The sequence below is a fragment of the Xanthobacter sp. YC-JY1 genome (assembly GCF_021730305.1).
In the GTDB taxonomy this organism is placed as follows: domain Bacteria; phylum Pseudomonadota; class Alphaproteobacteria; order Rhizobiales; family Xanthobacteraceae; genus Xanthobacter; species Xanthobacter flavus.
On the sequence record NZ_CP032674.1, the window covers coordinates 3,132,896 to 3,149,496 of the forward strand.

At 68.5% G+C, this 16,601-nt stretch carries 17 protein-coding genes; 7 read left to right on the forward strand and 10 right to left on the reverse strand.

Annotation, left to right across the window (positions count from 1 at the left end; genetic code table 11):
* The first annotated feature begins 272 nt into the window (after nucleotides 1-272).
* Nucleotides 273-1,808, forward strand: coding sequence for a flagellar biosynthetic protein FliO (locus D7006_RS14660; RefSeq protein WP_237353571.1), 1,536 nt, complete (start codon nucleotides 273-275; stop codon nucleotides 1,806-1,808).
* A 115-nt stretch (nucleotides 1,809-1,923) separates the two neighbouring features.
* Here D7006_RS14660 and dksA read toward each other — a convergent pair whose 3' ends face one another.
* Nucleotides 1,924-2,340: an RNA polymerase-binding protein DksA gene (gene dksA / locus D7006_RS14665; protein ID WP_168458155.1), complete on the reverse strand. Its 417-nt coding sequence runs from the start codon at nucleotides 2,338-2,340 to the stop codon at nucleotides 1,924-1,926.
* A 320-nt stretch (nucleotides 2,341-2,660) separates the two neighbouring features.
* On the opposite strand from dksA, the gene D7006_RS14670 reads away from it, so the two are divergent.
* From D7006_RS14670 to D7006_RS14685, 4 genes are all read left to right on the forward strand, one after another.
* The gene (locus D7006_RS14670; protein WP_024278560.1) at nucleotides 2,661-3,506 is read left to right on the forward strand and encodes a MoxR family ATPase; all 846 of its coding nucleotides are present in this window, start codon (nucleotides 2,661-2,663) and stop codon (nucleotides 3,504-3,506) included.
* A gap of 3 nt (nucleotides 3,507-3,509) precedes the next feature.
* Nucleotides 3,510-3,935, forward strand: coding sequence for a hypothetical protein (locus D7006_RS14675; protein WP_237353572.1), 426 nt, complete (start codon nucleotides 3,510-3,512; stop codon nucleotides 3,933-3,935).
* 88 nt (nucleotides 3,936-4,023) lie between these two features.
* Nucleotides 4,024-4,365, forward strand: a complete 342-nt coding sequence (locus D7006_RS14680) for a helix-turn-helix transcriptional regulator (RefSeq protein WP_237353573.1) — start codon at nucleotides 4,024-4,026, stop codon at nucleotides 4,363-4,365.
* Nucleotides 4,362-5,249, forward strand: a complete 888-nt coding sequence (locus tag D7006_RS14685) for an SRPBCC family protein (protein ID WP_237353574.1) — start codon at nucleotides 4,362-4,364, stop codon at nucleotides 5,247-5,249. The genes D7006_RS14680 and D7006_RS14685 overlap by 4 nt, the downstream gene beginning before the upstream one ends.
* Before the next feature lie 32 nt (nucleotides 5,250-5,281).
* Here D7006_RS14685 and D7006_RS14690 read toward each other — a convergent pair whose 3' ends face one another.
* The 9 genes from D7006_RS14690 to coxB form a co-directional block, all read right to left on the reverse strand.
* Nucleotides 5,282-6,136, reverse strand: a complete 855-nt coding sequence (locus D7006_RS14690; protein ID WP_237353575.1) for a MipA/OmpV family protein — start codon at nucleotides 6,134-6,136, stop codon at nucleotides 5,282-5,284.
* 238 nt (nucleotides 6,137-6,374) lie between these two features.
* Nucleotides 6,375-7,136 carry an SURF1 family protein gene (locus tag D7006_RS14695; protein WP_237353576.1) on the reverse strand — a complete coding sequence of 254 codons (762 nt, stop codon included), beginning with the start codon at nucleotides 7,134-7,136 and terminating at the stop codon, nucleotides 6,375-6,377.
* Nucleotides 7,133-7,519, reverse strand: a complete 387-nt coding sequence (locus D7006_RS14700) for a DUF983 domain-containing protein (RefSeq protein ID WP_169124266.1) — start codon at nucleotides 7,517-7,519, stop codon at nucleotides 7,133-7,135. The genes D7006_RS14695 and D7006_RS14700 overlap by 4 nt, the downstream gene beginning before the upstream one ends.
* Nucleotides 7,520-7,606: 87 nt before the next feature.
* The gene (locus D7006_RS14705; protein ID WP_169124267.1) at nucleotides 7,607-8,434 is read right to left on the reverse strand and encodes a cytochrome c oxidase subunit 3; all 828 of its coding nucleotides are present in this window, start codon (nucleotides 8,432-8,434) and stop codon (nucleotides 7,607-7,609) included.
* Between the two features lie 144 nt (nucleotides 8,435-8,578).
* On the reverse strand, nucleotides 8,579-9,190 hold the full coding sequence (locus D7006_RS14710) for a cytochrome c oxidase assembly protein (RefSeq protein ID WP_237353577.1): 612 nt from the start codon (nucleotides 9,188-9,190) through the stop codon (nucleotides 8,579-8,581).
* A 75-nt stretch (nucleotides 9,191-9,265) separates the two neighbouring features.
* The gene (locus D7006_RS14715) at nucleotides 9,266-9,454 is read right to left on the reverse strand and encodes a hypothetical protein (protein ID WP_229644828.1); all 189 of its coding nucleotides are present in this window, start codon (nucleotides 9,452-9,454) and stop codon (nucleotides 9,266-9,268) included.
* A complete protein-coding gene (locus D7006_RS14720; protein ID WP_237353578.1) occupies nucleotides 9,451-10,425 on the reverse strand; it encodes a heme o synthase in 975 nt (324 codons plus the stop codon). Before D7006_RS14720 ends, D7006_RS14715 begins: the two co-directional genes overlap by 4 nt.
* A 138-nt stretch (nucleotides 10,426-10,563) precedes the next feature.
* Nucleotides 10,564-12,189: a cytochrome c oxidase subunit I gene (gene ctaD, locus D7006_RS14725; protein ID WP_237353579.1), complete on the reverse strand. Its 1,626-nt coding sequence runs from the start codon at nucleotides 12,187-12,189 to the stop codon at nucleotides 10,564-10,566.
* 123 nt (nucleotides 12,190-12,312) lie between these two features.
* Nucleotides 12,313-13,125: a cytochrome c oxidase subunit II gene (gene coxB, locus D7006_RS14730; protein ID WP_229646995.1), complete on the reverse strand. Its 813-nt coding sequence runs from the start codon at nucleotides 13,123-13,125 to the stop codon at nucleotides 12,313-12,315.
* Nucleotides 13,126-13,726: 601 nt separating this feature from the next.
* Between coxB and D7006_RS14735 the strand changes: the two genes are divergently transcribed.
* A complete protein-coding gene (locus D7006_RS14735) occupies nucleotides 13,727-14,308 on the forward strand; it encodes an invasion associated locus B family protein (protein WP_229644831.1) in 582 nt (193 codons plus the stop codon).
* Between the two features lie 197 nt (nucleotides 14,309-14,505).
* Entirely contained in the window at nucleotides 14,506-16,347 is a 1,842-nt protein-coding gene (locus tag D7006_RS14740) for a monovalent cation:proton antiporter-2 (CPA2) family protein (protein ID WP_237353581.1), read from the forward strand.
* Nucleotides 16,348-16,601 lie beyond the last annotated feature (254 nt).

A 16,601-nucleotide genomic window follows, 5' to 3' on the forward strand; every position in this document is an offset into this window, starting at 1 on the left:
CTGCCGCCCTGATGCGTGCACCATTCGCACGGATTTAAGGGAGAGAATCGCCGGTGACTTAAATCCTGCCACGATTATCAACAAAACCTTAGGCCCTGAGGCTCACGATGCGCGACCGGCGCGGCTATTGGCGCGAGCGGGCGTCTAGGCATTTCGTGATATTGACGGCGTGAGGGCCCACAGGGCATCGCGCGTTCCGGATATGGATGCCGGAGGGAGGCTGCCGACGGGCCATGGCCTGGGGACGCGCCCGGTTCGAGTAAAGCGGAGGCATGATGCTACAGCAGTTGTTCGGTACCCAGCTCGCGTTTCCGATTCGGGTGGCCATCGCCGCCATCGTGATCGCCGCGCTGCTGGGCTTGACGGTGCTGGTGATGCGCCGCCTCGCCGGCCGCGCCGCCGGAGGCGACCGCCGCGGCCGTACGGGCCCCCGCCTGTCCGTGCTCGACAGCGTCTCCGTGGACCAGCGTCGCCGCCTCGTCCTCGTACGCCGGGACGAGGTGGAACACCTGCTGCTGATCGGCGGCAACAGCGACCTCGTCATCGAGCAGAACATCGGCGCGACCGAGGCAGTGGAAACCGCACCCGCCGCCGTGCCCCCGCCGCGCGAGGCCCCGACCCTGCAGCGGCCCACCCCGCGCCGCCCCCTTTCCGCCGCCCCTGCCCCGGCGGTGCTGGCCGCCGAGACCGCCGCCCCCGGCCTGCCGGCCCCCGAGCCCGCACCGTCGGACGCCGCTGCCGCCCCCGCCACCGAGACCCGAGAGGAGCGCCGCTCCGCCTTGGCCCGCCGTCCGCTGATGCGGGGCGATGGCACCCTCTCCGGCCGCCCCGCCTCGCGCACGGCCGCCACTCCCGAGCCCGCCCCGGCAAAGGAGCCCGTACGGGCCGAGGCGCCGCGCCCCGATCAGGCCCGCCTCGACGCCCTCAAGGCCGAGTTCGCCGCCAGCACGCCGACCATCGATGCCCCCAAGGTCGACGCGCCCAAAATTGATGCGCCCAAGATCGAGGCCGCCCGGGTCGAGTCCGTGAAGGTGGAGGCGCCCCGTCCCGAGGTGGCGAAGGCCGAGCCCCCCAAGGTCGAGCCCGAGGATGCGCCCCCCGCGGTGAGCGAAGTGGCGGCGGAACTCGAGGACCTCACCCACCGGCTCGATGCCGCCCTCGTCCACCCGCAGCCGGCCACCGCCGCGCCGCAGATCAGCCTTTCCGATCTCCTCGGTGACGAGCCTGCGGCCCCCGCAGAGCCGGCCCCGGTGCCCCGCCCCGAGCCGGTGATCGAGCCCCCCCCGCCGCCGCGCAGCGAGGGCCCGTTGTCCCGGTTCCTCTCCCAGTCGCGCAACCGCTCGGCGGAGACGCGTCCTGTGGAGCCCCGCGCCATTGAGCCCCGGCCGCGCGTCGATGCGCCCCCGCGCACCGAAGCCCCCCGCACCGAGGCGCCGATGCGCCCGCGCGAATTCGCCTTCCGCCCGGCCGGCGAGAACCGCCCGCTGCCGGCACCGGAGCAGGCGCGCCGCGACCCCCTCGCCTTGCGCGATGTGAGCCGCGAGGCGCCGCCCCTGCGGCCCGAGACCACGAGCCCGCTGCTGCGCGCGCCCTCCCCAAGCGTGGCCCCGGCGTCCCCGGAGGTCGCCCCGCCGGTGATCCATGCGCCGGCGCCGTCCCATGCGGCCCCGCCGGTGGCCGCGCCCCCGAGCGCTCCTCATGCCGGTGAGGCGCCCGCCGTCGAGCCCGACGCGTCGCGCGACCCGCTGGACGATTTCGACGCCGAGATGGCGAACCTGCTCGGCCGCACCAACGCGCGCAGCCGCTGACCCTTCGCCGGCTCCGGCCGGGCCCAGACGCAAGAAGGCCGGCGGGGCGATGGCTCCGCCGGCCTTCTTCACATTTGAAATCGTTGCGCCGGAAGAAACCGCCGGAGAAAGCGGCTCAGTCGTCGCGATAGACCCGCTCGCGCCGCTCGTGGCGCTCCTGCGCCTCCACCGAGAGGGTGGCGATGGGCCGGGCCTCGAGGCGCTTCAGCGAGATGGGCTCGCCGGTGTCCTCGCAATAGCCGTAGGAGCCGTCCTCGATCCGCTGGAGCGCCGCGTCGATCTTGGCGATCAGCTTGCGCTGGCGGTCACGGGCGCGCAGCTCGATGGAGCGGTCGGTTTCGGACGAGGCCCGGTCTGCCAGATCCGGGTGATTCTGGTTCTCGTCCTGAAGGTGCTGCAGGGTCTCGCGGGCCTCCTTCAGGATGTCGTCCTTCCAACGCAGCAGCTTGAGGCGAAAATATTCGCGCTGCCGGTCATTCATGAAGGGCTCGTCCTCACGGGGCCGATAGTCCTCGTCGATTTGGATCGACATCAGCAAGGTCCTCGATATGCGTCGCTCTGCCGTCGAAGCGAGACGCTGCAAGGCGGATCATGCCCATCCGGCCTTGCATGGAGCCAAGCACCGACGACGAACTCCCCGTCACGGAACTTAGGAGCTGCCGCCCCGGCCGTGCGGGCCGGCGGAGCCGACCTTTCGGCCAGGAGGACGCCCCATGGTCGCCGCGCTTATATCGACGCCTTCGGGTTCCGACAACCGGCATATCCTTGCCCGGTGGGCGCCGCCCCTTGACGGATGGGCGCCACGTGCCGACCTTGCTGCGGCGCGACAGGCGGCGGAAGGGATCAAGTCTCATGCGGTTCGAGGGCACGAAGAGCTATGTGGCCACCGACGACCTCAAGGTCGCCGTCAATGCGGCCCTCGTCCTCGAACGCCCCCTGCTCATCAAGGGCGAGCCCGGAACGGGAAAAACCGTTCTAGCGCAGGAGGTTGCAGAAGCCCTCGGAGCGCCGCTGATCGAGTGGCACGTCAAATCCACCACCAAGGCGCAGCAGGGCCTCTACGAGTATGACGCGGTGGCCCGCCTGCGCGACAGCCAGCTCGGCGACCCCAAGGTCCACGATATCGCCAACTACATCCGCAAGGGAAAGTTGTGGACGGCCTTCTCCTCCCCCGTCCGGCCGGTGCTGCTGATCGACGAGGTGGACAAGGCGGACATCGAGTTTCCCAACGATCTGCTGCAGGAACTCGACCGCATGGAGTTCCATGTCTACGAGACCGGCGAGCAGGTGAAGGCGGCGCAGCGCCCCCTCGTCATCATCACCTCCAACAATGAGAAGGAGCTGCCGGACGCCTTCCTGCGCCGCTGCTTCTTCCACTACATCCGCTTCCCCGATCCCGAGACCATGCGGGCCATCGTCGAGGTGCACTTCCCCGGCATCAAGCAGCGCCTGGTGGGCGAGGCCCTGCGCATCTTCTACGAGCTGCGCGATGTGCCCGGCCTGAAGAAGAAGCCCTCCACCTCCGAGCTGATCGACTGGCTGAAGCTGCTCATGGCCGAGGACATCGAGCTGGAAACCCTGCGCGAGAAGGACGTGCGCAAGGCCATTCCCCCGCTCGCCGGCGCGCTGCTCAAGAACGAGCAGGACGTGCACATGTTCGAGCGCCTCGCCTTCCTCGCCCGGCGGGAGCAGCGCTGATCCATGGACGCGACGCAGATCCTCGTCGCCCTCCTCATCATCGGCGCGCCGCTGGCGCTGTTCCTCAGCCTGCGCGGCGGTGGCAAGGCGGGCGGCGGCGGCACGAAGCCCGACGCTGCCCGGCCGGACACCGGGCCGAACCGCGCGCGGCCGCCGGCCGATTACGGGATCGGCCGCGAAGACTCCCCTGCCCCGTCCGCATCGACAGCCAACAGCAGCGAGCAGGACAGCGCCAATGCGCAGCGGGCAGCCGCTGCGGCGGCGGCCGGCGGCGCGCTGATCATCGCGGCGGGATATTCCGCCCATCACCATTCCGGCGAGGCGGGGGGCGAATCCCCCCATGTGGGCCATAGCGGCGGCGGCCCCGATGCCGGTGACAGCGGCGGCTCGGGAGACGGGGACGGTGGCGGCGGAGGTGGTGGCGATTAGGGTCGTCCGCCGCCGCTCGGGGAACAACACTTAGCCAACCTGCGAAGTTTTCCTTGCAAGCATCATCCGCGCGCATATACTTAGCCACATGGCTAAGCATGATCCCGATCTTTCGCTGCTCTTCCACGCCCTGGCCGATCCGACCCGCCGGTCGATCCTGACGCGCCTCGCCGAGGGGCCGGCAGCGGTGACGGATCTCGCCGGCCCCACCGGCCTGCGCCTGCCCACCGTCATGCGGCATCTGTCCGTGCTGGAGGAGGCCGGGCTGATCGCCACGACCAAGGACGGGCGCGTGCGCACCTGCGCCATCCGCCCGGAGGCGCTGGAGCCCGCCCGCACCTGGCTCGACGAACAGCGCGCGCTCTGGGAGGCCCGGCTCGACCGGCTGGACGCCTTCGTGACCAACGTGATGAAGGGAGGAAACCAATGACCCTGCAGGACGCCCCCGGCCGCTTCGCCACGCTGACTTTCACGCGCGAGGTCGCCGCGCCGCTCGCGACCCTCTGGCAGGCCTGGACCGCCCCGGCCGCACGGGCGGTGTGGGCCGCGCCCACGCCCGCCGTGACGGTGGAATTTCTGGAGGCAGACACACGCGTGGGCGGCCGCGAGGTCTCGCTTTGCAAGGTCGCGGGCGCGCCCGACATCAGGTGCGAATGCGGCTGGCTGGCGATCACCCCCGCCGCGCGCAGCGTGAACTATGAGGTGGTCTCCACCTCAGGCGAAACCCAATCGGCGGCGCTGGTGACGGCGGACTTCTCCGGCGACGGCGCGCGCAGCCGGCTGGTGGTGACCGTCCAGCTCTCCTCGCTCGCCGGGGATATGGAGGCGGGATACCGGCAGGGTTTCGAGGCCGGGCTCGGCAATCTCGCCGACGCGGCCGAGCGCACCATGGTTCTGGAGCGGGTCATCAAGGCTCCGCGCGCCGTGGTCTGGGGGGCGTGGATGAACCCGCAGTCGCTGCCGCTATGGTGGGGGCCGGAGGGCTTCTCCTGCCGCACCACGCGCATCGATCTGCGGCAGGGCGGCGAATGGGTGTTCGACATGATCGGTCCGGACGGCACCGTCTTCCCCAACCACCATCTCTACCGGGAGGTGCGGCCGCAGGAGCGGATCGCCTATTCCCTGCTCTGGGGCGAGAACGGGCCGAAGCATGCCGACGCCTGGGCGGCGTTCGACGAACAGGACGGGACGACCAAGGTCACGCTGGGCATGGTGTTCAGCACGGCGGCCGAATTTCAGACCGCCAAGGGCTTCGGCGCGGTGGAACTCGGCCAGCAGACACTGGCCAAGCTGGAACGGCGCGTCACGGGCTGAAATTCAGCCCGGAACCCTCACCGCCAAATCTCTCACCACCAAGATTTGCCGATGTTGAAGGTGTAGCTCAGCGAGACGCCGGCGGTGAACTGGTTGGCATCGGTGGTCAGCGGCGAGGAGGCCGCATCGCCGAGGAGGCGGCCATAACCGCCGAACACGCCCGTTTCGAAGCCGTTGCGGAAATTGTAGGTGAGCTGCGCCATGGCGCCCACCATGTCGAAGCCGGCGGAGGCGTTGTAGACCGGCAGCGGATTGCCGAACGCATTGGCGACGACGGCCTGGACCGGCGTGACGCCGAAATAGGTGCTCATATAGCCCGAGCCGCCATAGGTGAGGCGGGGGCCGACGGCGAAGCGCCACTGGCCGTAGGGCAGGATCACGTCGGCGCCGAGCAGGCCACGGATACCTTCGAAGCCGCCCACGCCGTAGCGCAGTTCCGCGCGGGTGCGCAGCCAGTCGGTGATGTACCACTCGGCGAAGGCGCCGGCTTCCAGCGCCGGATCGATGTTGCCGAGGCCGGTGAGGCGATAGGAATCGCCGGAATCACGGCCCCAGTCGATGCGCCCGACCGCGCCGATGCGGAAATTGCCGGTGTCGAACAGGGCCAGGGACGGGTTGTCGTCCACGCTGCGGAAGACGTTGAGCTGGCTCGCCTTGCGGACGGAGAAGATGAGACCGGGCCGGAAGGAATAATTGTCCGCGCCGGGATAGCTCGGGTCCGCCGAGACGGACGCGCCGATGGTGAGGTACCAGTCCTCATTGGCCGAGGGCGGGACCGGGGTGGGCGGCGGCGGGGTGAACAGGTCGGCCGCATGCGCGACACCGCAGGCCCCCCCGGCGAGCACCGTGGCGAGGAGGAGGGAACGCAGCTTCGGGAACACGACCATCGGGTGACCTCTGACAGAACCTGCGGCCATCCTGCGGCCGGGCGGCTTTACGAAATGCCAAAACCGCACGGCTGGTGCACGGCAATAAAGCCGGCAAATCCGCTACTGCAAGGTGAGGGTTAACCAAGCGTTGGGTCAAGGCCGCCGCGACGATCCCGGCCCCGCGTTGCAGATCGGCAACGCCCGCCCGGCGCGCCGGGCCAGGAATGCGCGTTAGTAGGCCCCTCAGGAAGGCGCGTCAGGAGGCGCGGCGGCGCCGGCTGATGAAGACCGCGATGCCCACGCCCACCAGCGACGCGGCGAGGCCGTACCAGGTGAGCGCATATTCCAGATGGCGGTTGGGAAAGGCGATGCGGGTGCCGCCGCCGATGGGCAGGCCGCCCGGCATCGGCGTCGCATCGGCATCAATGAGGAAGGGCGCGGCGCCGAAAATGCCCCGGGCGGCGGCGATCTCGGCCGGCTCCATGCGGTAGAAGCTGCCATGGGCCGGATCGTTGGCCGGCACGAACCAGCTCGCCTCCTCGGGGAAGCGCAGCAGGCCGATCACCTCCACCTCACCCTTGACCTCACCCTCCGCCCGCGTCGCGGGATCGCGCCGGTCGGACGGGACGAAGCCGCGATTGACGAGGATGGGCGGGCCATCCGCCCGAATCAGCGGCGTCACCACGAGGAACCCCTGCCCCTTCACCGGGCCGGCGGCATCCTCTCCGCGCACGGTGTAGACGAGGGCTTCTTTCGCGTGATCGAAGGTGCCGCGTACCTTCACCCGGCGATATTCGTCCTCCTCGCGGGTCAGCGCGGACCAGCGGGCGGGGGGCGGCACGTTCTCGGGGGCGGCGTGGACGCGCGCCTCCACGCGGGCGAGCAGCGCCTCCTTCCAGGCGAGGCGATTGAGCTGCCATGTCCCGAGGCCGACCAGCACCGCGAACGCGGCGCAGGCCAGCACGAAGAGGACGAGGCCGCGCCCGCGCGGCGCGGCGGAAGGCGTATTGCCGGTCACTGGCCGTGATGGTCCAGCCGGCCCTCGGAGGCCTTGTTGCGATACTGCAGCGCCACCATCAGCGCCTTCAGCGGTCGCAACAGGCCGAGGGTGACGACGAGGATGGCCGGGATCCATAGCAGCGCGTGCACCCACATGGGCGGCTCGAACTTCGCCTCCACCCAGAAGGCGAGCGCGACCACGATGAAGCCCGCGAACAGGATGACGAACACCGCCGGCCCGTCGCCGGCATCGGCGAAGTCATAGTCGAGGCCGCAGGAGGTGCACTTGGGCGCGAGGTCCAGGAAGCCCTTGAACAGCGGGCCGCGACCGCAGCGCGGACATCGGCAGGAGAGGCCCGCCGCGAAGGGGGAGACCGGGGCGTGATAGGGATCGAGCGACACGGCGCACCTCCGGTGCCGAAATGAGAAGGCCGGCGCGTGGGTGCGCCGGCCTGATGCTTGTCTCTGGCGCGGTGAGACCCGCGCGGCTCAGGCGTGTCCGCCCTGCGCCCACACATAGATGAAGGTGAACAGGAACAGCCACACCACGTCCACGAAGTGCCAGTACCAGGCGGCCGCCTCGAAGCCGAAATGCTTCTGGGGGGTGAAGTCGCCCATGTAGGTGCGCATCAGGCACACGGCGAGGAAGATGGTGCCGACGATCACATGGAAGCCGTGGAAGCCGGTCGCCATGAAGAAGGTCGCGCCATAGATGTTGCCGGCGAAGTGGAAGTGCGCGTGGTAGTACTCGTACGCTTGGCACATGGAGAACAGGACGCCGAGCACCACCGTGCACCACAGGCCCCACTTCAGGCCCTGGCGGTCGCCATGCACCAGCGCGTGGTGCGCCCAGGTCACGGTCGTGCCGGAGGTCAGCAGGATCAGCGTGTTGAGCAGCGGCAGGTGCCAGGGATCGAGGCTCTCGATGCCCTTGGGCGGCCACATCCCGCCGGTGAATTCCATGCGCTGGAAGTTGATGGCCTCGCCGGCGAATAGCGACGCATCGAAGAAGGCCCAGAACCAGGCGACGAAGAACATCACCTCGGAGGCGATGAACAGGATCACGCCATAGCGCAGGCCGAGCACCACCACGCGGGTATGGAAGCCGGCGCGGCTCTCGCGGATCACGTCCCGCCACCAGCCGAACATGGTGTAGAGCACGCCGAGGAAGCCCACCGTCATGATGAGCGCGGTGCCGCCGTGCATCCACACCACGGCGCCCGAGGTGAGGATCAGCGCCGCGACCGAGCCGATGATCGGCCACGGGCTCGGGTCCACCACGTGGTAATCGTGCTTCTTGATATGTACGTCGGCCATGGCGAACCGGCCTCCCCTTTTCCCTGTCTCGTCCAGCCCGCCCGGTTGGCGACCGGGGAGCCTGTTCCTGTCCTGAGCGGCAATGCCGCCCGAATGTGATGCCCCGGCGGGGCGGTGATCCTTGCGCGCCCTTAGACTTGCGCCCTAGAGCGGCTTGCGCACCCCGTCGGCCTCCGCGCGGACCTGCGGCTTGTCCGACTTCGCCGGGAAGAAGGTGTAGGACAGGGTGATGTCCTTCAGCGTCTTCAGGTCCGGATCGTCGGCGATGGCCGGGTCCACGTAGAACACCACGGGCATGTCCATCTTCTCGCGGCCGGCGAGCGTCTGCTCCTCGAAGCAGAAGCACTGCAGCTTCACGAAATAGGCGCCGGCCTGGGGCGGCGACACGTTGTAGGTGGCGTTGGCGCGGGTGTCGTCGGCGGAGCGATTGGTGGCACTGTAGTGCGCGAGGCTCGTGGCGCCGATCTTCACCGTCATCTCGCGCTGCTCTGGCGCGAAGGCCCACGGCAGGCCGGGCGAGACGTTGGCGTCGAAGCGGATGGTGATCTCGCGATCGAGCGGCGCGGCGGTGGGCGTCGCGCCCACGCGGGTTGCGCCGCCGAAGCCGGTGAGCGAGCAGAACATGGCGTAGAGCGGCACGGAGGCGTAGGTGACGCCCACCATGGCGGCGATGAAGCCGACGCACGCGGCCGCCACCACCCAGTGACGGGCGGCGCGGGGTACGCTCTCAGCAATCTGCTCGTTCGCCTCGGCCATTCCTCGTCCTCGCGTCCGGATGCCCCCCGGACCCCTTGCCTGCCTGATCCCGCCTGCCCCGTTCCGTCCCCTGCCCTAGAGCGGGCGGTGGAGGACGTTGGGACCGAGCTTCACGATGGTCACCACGTAGAACAGCAGTGCCAGGAACCCCAGCACCGAGGCGATGGCGATGCTGCGCGCCCGCCGCCGCTTCAACTGCTCCGGTGTCAGCACCACGCCCTCCTCCTGCGGAGGACGCGGCTTCTGCTTCTTTTCACCGCTCATCGCAGCAGGCCACTGATGACCGCCTCGCCGAGCAGCGTCGCGAACAATGCAAACAGATACACGATGGAAAATCCGAACAGGCCCTTGGCCGCCTTCACCGCCGCCTCGCCCTCACGGACGCGGAAGACGCGCACAGCGAGGACGATCATCCAGGCTCCGGCCAGCACCGAGACCGCGCCATAGGCGAGGCCGGCATAGCCGAGGAAAGCGGGGCTCGCGGCCAGCGGCACGAGGAACAGGGTGTAGAGGAGGATCTGGAGGCGGGTCTCGTCCGGCCCCGCCGTCACCGGCAGCATGGGCACGCCGGCGCGGGCGTAGTCGTCGGCCCGGTAGAGCGCCAGCGCCCAGAAGTGGGGCGGCGTCCAGAAGAAGATGATGGCGAACAGCAGCACCGGCTCCAGCGACACCGTGCCGGACGCGGCGGCCCAGGCGACCAAAGGCGGGAAGGCGCCGGCGGCGCCGCCGATGACGATGTTCTGCGAGGTCGAGCGCTTCAGCCACATGGTGTAGATCACCACATAGAAGAAGATAGTGAAGGCGAGCAGCGCGCCGGACAGCGCATTGACCAGGAGGCCGAGCACCACGACGGAAAAGGCGGAGAGGGTGAGGCCGAAGGCCAGAGCTTCCTGGCCGGTGACGCGGCCGGACGGCACGGGACGGCCACGGGTGCGGGCCATCACGGCGTCGATGTCGGCGTCCCACCACATGTTGAGCGCGCCGGAGGCGCCCGCGCCGACGGCGATGCACAAGAGCGCGGTGAAGGCGATGACCGGATGCACGTCGCCCGGCGCGCGGACGAGGCCGACCAGCGCCGTGAAGATCACCAGCGACATGACGCGGGGCTTCAGGAGCTCGAAATAGTCGCGCGGCGCGGCATGGCCCTCGCCGGCGGCGACGCCGGCCGACGCAACGCCGCCCGACGCCATGGCGTACGGGTCGGGTCCGGTCAGGCTGGCACGCTCATCACTCATTTCGATACTCCGCACATCCCTGAACACACGTTCGAGACTGGCTTACGGGACTTTGCTTCGGAGAGACCGGCCCGGGGGAAACCCCGCTGGGCCGAAGGGAGCCGCGGTTTCCCGCGGCTCCGGAGCTTCGTCACTGCCTCACTTGATGCGGGGCAGGACCTCGAACTGGTGGTAGGGCGGCGGGGAGGACAGGGTCCATTCCAGCGTGGTCGCGCCCTCGCCCCACGGATTGTCCGCCGCCTTTTCCTTGCGCAGGAAGGCGAGCGTGGTGCCCGTGAGGAAGATCAGCACGGCGATGCCCGAGATGTAGGAACCGATGGACGAGACGAAGTTCCAGTGGGCGAACGCATCCGGATAGTCCGCATAGCGGCGGGGCATGCCGGCGAGGCCGAGGAAGTGCTGCGGGAAGAACACCAGGTTCACGCCGATGAAGGTGACCCAGAAGTGCAGCTTGCCCCAGAACTCGGGGATCATGTAGCCGAACATCTTCGGGAACCAGTAGTACCAGCCCGCGAAGATGGCGAAGACGGCGCCGAGCGACAGCACGTAGTGGAAGTGCGCCACCACGTAATAGGTGTCGTGCAGCGAACGGTCGATGCCCGCGTTGGAGAGCACGACGCCGGTGACGCCACCCACGGTGAACAGGAAGATGAAGCCGATCGCCCACAGCATGGGCGTGCGGAACTGGATGGAGCCGCCCCACATGGTGGCGATCCACGAGAAGATTTTCACGCCCGTGGGCACCGCGATGATCATAGTCGCGGCGACGAAGTAGGACTGCGTGCCGGAGGACAGGCCCACCGTGTACATGTGGTGCGCCCACACCACGAAGCCCACCACGCCGATGGCGACCATCGCGTAGGCCATGCCGAGATAGCCGAACACGGGCTTGCGCGAGAAGGTGGAGATGATGTGGGAGATCAGCCCGAAGCCGGGCAGGATCAGGATGTACACCTCGGGGTGGCCGAAGAACCAGAACAGGTGCTGGAACAGGATCGGATCACCGCCGCCGGCCGGATCGAAGAAGGTGGTGCCGAAGTTGCGGTCCGTCAGCAGCATGGTGATGGCGCCGGCCAGAACGGGCAGCGACAGCAGCAGCAGGAAGCCGGTGATGAGCTGCGACCAGGCAAACAGCGGCATCTTGTGCAGCGTCATGCCCGGGGCGCGCATGTTGAAGATGGTGGTGATGAGGTTGATGGCGCCGAGCAGCGAGGACGCGCCGGCGATGTGCAGCGAGAAGATCAGCAGGTCCATGGCCGGGCCGGGGTGGCCGAGCTTGGACGAGAGCGGGGGATAGATGGTCCAGCCGCCGCCGAAGCCGTTGGTGCCCGGCGCGCCTTCCACGAACAGCGAGGAGAGCGCGAGAATGAAGGCGGGCGGCAGCAGCCAGAAGGCGATGTTGTTGATGCGCGGGAACGCGGTGTCCGGCGCGCCGATCATCAGCGGGGCGAAGTAGTTGCCGTAGCCGCCGATGAGCGCGGGCATCACCATGAAGAAGATCATGATGAGGCCGTGGCCGGTGGTGAACACGTTGAAGGTCTGCGGATCCTTGAAGATCTGGAGACCCGGCTCCTGCAGCTCCATGCGGATGGCGATGGAGAGGGCGCCGCCCACGATCCCCGCCACGATGGCGAAGATCAGGTACATCACGCCGATGTCCTTGTGGTTGGTCGAGAAGACCCAGCGCTTCCAGCCCGTGGGGATGTGGGAATCGTGGGTGTCGTGATCGTCGTGATGGCTGTGGGTGACTGCCTCGGTGGCCATTCCCGCTTTCCTCGTGTTCCCGGCGCCGGCCCCGTCCCGCCGCGCCGCATCTACCCTGGAAACCGCCCGGCCGTCCGCCGCGCGGGGAAACGTCGTGGGCCTGCGCGAAGCAGGCTCTTAAGATCAGCGCGCAGTCGCGGCACCCTCGAGGGTGCCGGCATCGGCGAACTTGCCCTCGGCGTCCTTGGCGGAGGCGAACTTGGCCTTGGCCTGGGCGACCCAGGCGTTGAAGTCGGCCTCGCTCACGGCGCGCACGGCGATGGGCATGAAGGCGTGGTCGCGGCCGCACAGCTCGGAGCACTGACCGTAATAGACGCCCTCGCGGGTGATCTTGAACCAGCTCTCGTTCAGGCGGCCCGGCATGGCGTCGATCTTCACGCCGAAGGAGGGCACCGCGAAGGAGTGGATCACGTCCGCCGCCGTCACCTGGATGCGGATGTTCTTGTTGATCGGGACCACCACCTCGTTGTCCACCGCGAGGAGGCGGGGCTGGCCGGGCTTCAGGTCCTTCTCGGCGACGAGGTAGGAGTCGAAGCCGAAGCCGCCGTTATCCGGATACTCGTAGGACCAGTACCACTGGTGGCCGGTGACCTTCACGGTGAGGTCGGGCTTGGGGATGTTCAGCTCAAGGTGCAGCAGCCGGAACGAGGGGATGGCGATGGCCACGAGGATCAGCACCGGCACCACCGTCCAGGCCACCTCGATCAGCGTGTTGTGGCTGGTCTTGGAGGGCACCGGATTGGCGCGCTCGTTGAAGCGCACGACCACGATCACCAGCAGCACCAGCACGAACAGCACGATGGCGGTAATGATGGTGATGAGCAGCACGTTGAAGTGGTGGATGTTCTCCATCACCGGCGTGGCGGCATCCTGCAGATTGATCTGCCACGGGGCGGGCTGGCCCATCTGGGCGTTCGCCCCCGCGCTCGCGAACATCGCCGCGGCGAACACGCCGGCGGCGAGGGCAGCATCGCGCAGACGGGCCGCGGTGCGAATGAGCGACATCATCTTCTACCCATCTCCCTGGCCGGCGGATGTCCGCCGGAAATTTCCCTGCCGCCGGGGCGCCGAAGCAGCGCGTCACGGGGCCCTTATTCGAGTGCGAGACCGCGCTTTGCAGCCGCATGCAACTGCGTTGTTTTTGGGCAGGCACTCTCCCTAAGATTCATCAAACACAATTGGGGGCGCCTTGCAATCGCCCGGGGTTTGCCCAATTGGACAAAACGTCCAAGCCCGCTTTGGCCGGCGACGGCGGGCGCGTCGGGCGTTTTAGTAACCAATTGTTCTAACTCCACTTTAGCCGGCCCCACCCACCCCCTCGAACGAGTCGCACGGGGTTCGAAACGGGGCGCAAGAGACAAAATACCGCGCACCCCGTGCGTGGTTTACGCAAGGGTGCGCGGCCGGATTGCCGGCGGGGGAAAGTCGGTCCTGCCCCATTGTTGACGCGATGCCTTGGGCATTAAGGCATTGGTTCACGAAATCAGATAAGGCAGGATCGCCCGGCCTCCCCCGCCGGACACTGCCGGAGCTTGCGATGGTCCTGTCGTTCCGACCTTTTTCCGCCATTGAGACCGATCGCGCCGAGACGCCCGGACCCGCGACCCGCCGCGCCGGGGGGCGCGCGCTCGTGCTGTTCGTCGGCGCCTTCGTGGCCGCACTGCTCTCGGCGGCGGCCCCGGCGGCGGCGCAGGGCGTGGTGAAGTCGGTGTTCGGCGAATGGCAGATTCGCTGCGATACGCCGCCCGGCGCGCAGAGCGAGCAGTGCGTGCTGCTCCAGTCGGTGCAGGCGGAGGACCGGCCCAATGTCGGCCTCACCGTGATCGTGCTGAAGACGTCGGACCAGAAGAGCCGCCTCCTGCGCGTGCTGGCGCCGCTCGGCGTGCTGCTGCCCGCCGGCCTCGGCCTCAAGATCGACGACCAGGACATCGGCCGCGCCGGATTCGTGCGCTGCCTGCCCAATGGCTGCGTCGCCGAGGTGGTGATGGACGAAACCCTCGTCGGCCGCCTCAAGACCGGCAAGCTCGCCACCTTCATCATCTTCCAGACGCCGGAAGAGGGCATCGGCGTTCCGCTGAGCCTCAACGGATTCGGCCCGGGATTTGATGCCCTTAAGTAAGGTCGCAGGCCGTCGTCATGCTTCGGCGGACGGCCACCACCACGCCGCGTCGACGGCATGGTTTCGACACGCTCGCCCGTCATGAGCGACGAGCAGGGGCCACCGGGGATGCGTGGCTTCGAAGTTGCTTGAAGCAACCCTTGCGGAAGGCGTTCTGATCCGTCAGGGATCGGGACGGTCGGGGGAGGACGTCGCGCATGCCAGTCGATGAACACGCCTTGTTCGCCGGGGCACTGGCCTTCATGTGCGCCGCCGTCATCGCGGTCCTCGTCGCCAAGCGCATCGGCTTCTCACCCATCGTCGGTTACCTGCTGGTCGGCATCGCCATCGGCCCCATCGGGTTCAATGTGGCCGACCCCTCCGTCGTGCATACCGTGGCCGAGCTGGGCGTGGTCATGCTCCTGTTCCTCGTCGGGCTGGAGCTGAAGCCGTCCCACCTCCTCTCCATGGGGCATTACATCTTCGGGCTGGGCACGGCGCAGCTGGTACTCACCTCCCTCGCCTTCGCGCTCCTCGCTTATTTCGGCCTCGGCTTCGGCGTCGCCGCAGCGGTGGTCAGCGGCCTCGCGCTCTCGGTCTCGGGCACGGCCATCGCGCTCCAGCTGGTGGGCGAGCGCGGCGACCTCGCCAGCCCCTACGGCCAGCGCACCTTCTCCATCCTGCTGTTCCAGGACATCGCGGTGGTGCCCCTGCTGGCGCTGGTGCCGCTGCTCGCCCCCGGCGGCGAGAGCGAGATCCACGATCCCAAGGGCACGCTGATCCAGGCCGGCATGGCGGTGGGCGCCATCGCGGTCATCGTGGTCGCCGGCCGCTACCTGCTCAATCCCCTGTTCCGGGTGCTGGCCCGCTCCGGAGCCCGTGAGGCGATGACGGCGGCGGCGCTGATGGTGGTGCTGGGCGCTGCCGGCCTCATGGAAATCGCGGGCATGTCGGCCGCCATGGGCGCCTTCCTCGCCGGCCTGCTCCTGTCCGAGAGCACCTTCCGGCACGAACTCGAAGCCAATGTGGACGCCTTCCGCGGCCTGCTGCTCGCCATCTTCTTCATGAGCATCGGCATGACGCTGAACATCGACGTGATCCTCCACCACATCCCGCGCCTGGTGGTGGGCGCGCTGGCGGTGGCGGTCATCAAGTCGGTGGTGGTCTATCTGGTGTTCCGGGCCGACAACATCGCCCCTGGCGATTCCCTGCGGGCCTCCGTCGCGCTGATGGCGGCGGGCGAATTCGCCTTCGTGCTGTTCCCGCTCGGCCTCGCCAACGGCATCCTGCGCACCGAGCAGACCGACCTGCTCATCGCCCTCGCCGCGCTCACCATGGTGCTCGGCCCCCTCCTCTTCGCCGGCGTCTCGCGCTACCTGCCGCGCTTCACCCCGCCGGCCCCGGAGCCGCCCGCGGACGATTTCACTGATGCCGACGGCTCGGTGCTGGTCATCGGCTTCGGCCGGTTCGGGCAGATCGTCTCCCAGTGCCTTCTGGCGCAGGACGTGAGCGTGACGATCATCGACAAGGACGTGGAGATGATCCAGAGCGCCGGCCGGTTCGGCGTGCACATCTATTATGGCGACGGCACCAGACTCGACGTTCTTCGCGCCGCTGGCGCGGAGACGATGGAAGTGATCTGCATCTGCGTGGACAACAAGGAAGACGCCAACCGCATCGTGGAGATCGTGCGCGCCTCCATTCCCGGCCCGCGCCTGTTCGTGCGCAGCTTCGATCGCGTGCATTCCATGGAGCTGGTGCGGCTCGGGGTCGATTTCGAGCTGCGCGAGACCCTCGAATCGGCCCTCTCCTTCGGCGCCCGCACCCTCGAGGCGCTGGGCGTGAGCGAGAGCGCCGCCGAAGCCCGCATCGCCGACGTGCGCGAACGCGACCGCGCGCGGCTGGAGCGGCAGATGCAGGACGGCCTGTTCGCCGGCGGCGATGCCTTCTCCCGGCCGAAGGTGGAGCCTGAGCCCCTCACCGAACCCGAACGCCGCGCCCGCCCCCTCAATCCCGAGGCGCAGGACATCCTCACCCACGAGACAGAATTCTCGGGGTGATGGGGCCGGAGGCCCGCCGCTTGTCCGGGGAAAGAGGCGTCGGGGCTCCAAGCTAGGCCGGCGACGATGTGAGTGGCGGCATGACCGGTGGGGGTCTCCCGCACCAAACGTCATGGCCGGGCTTGTCCCGGCCATCCACGTGGTTCGGCCGGGAACACCCCACCAGACATCGCACCTGCGGCCCGACGTGGATGCCCGGGACAAGCCCGGGCATGACGACCGCGAGCAGAGGGAACCGCTGTTCGAGCAAGGGG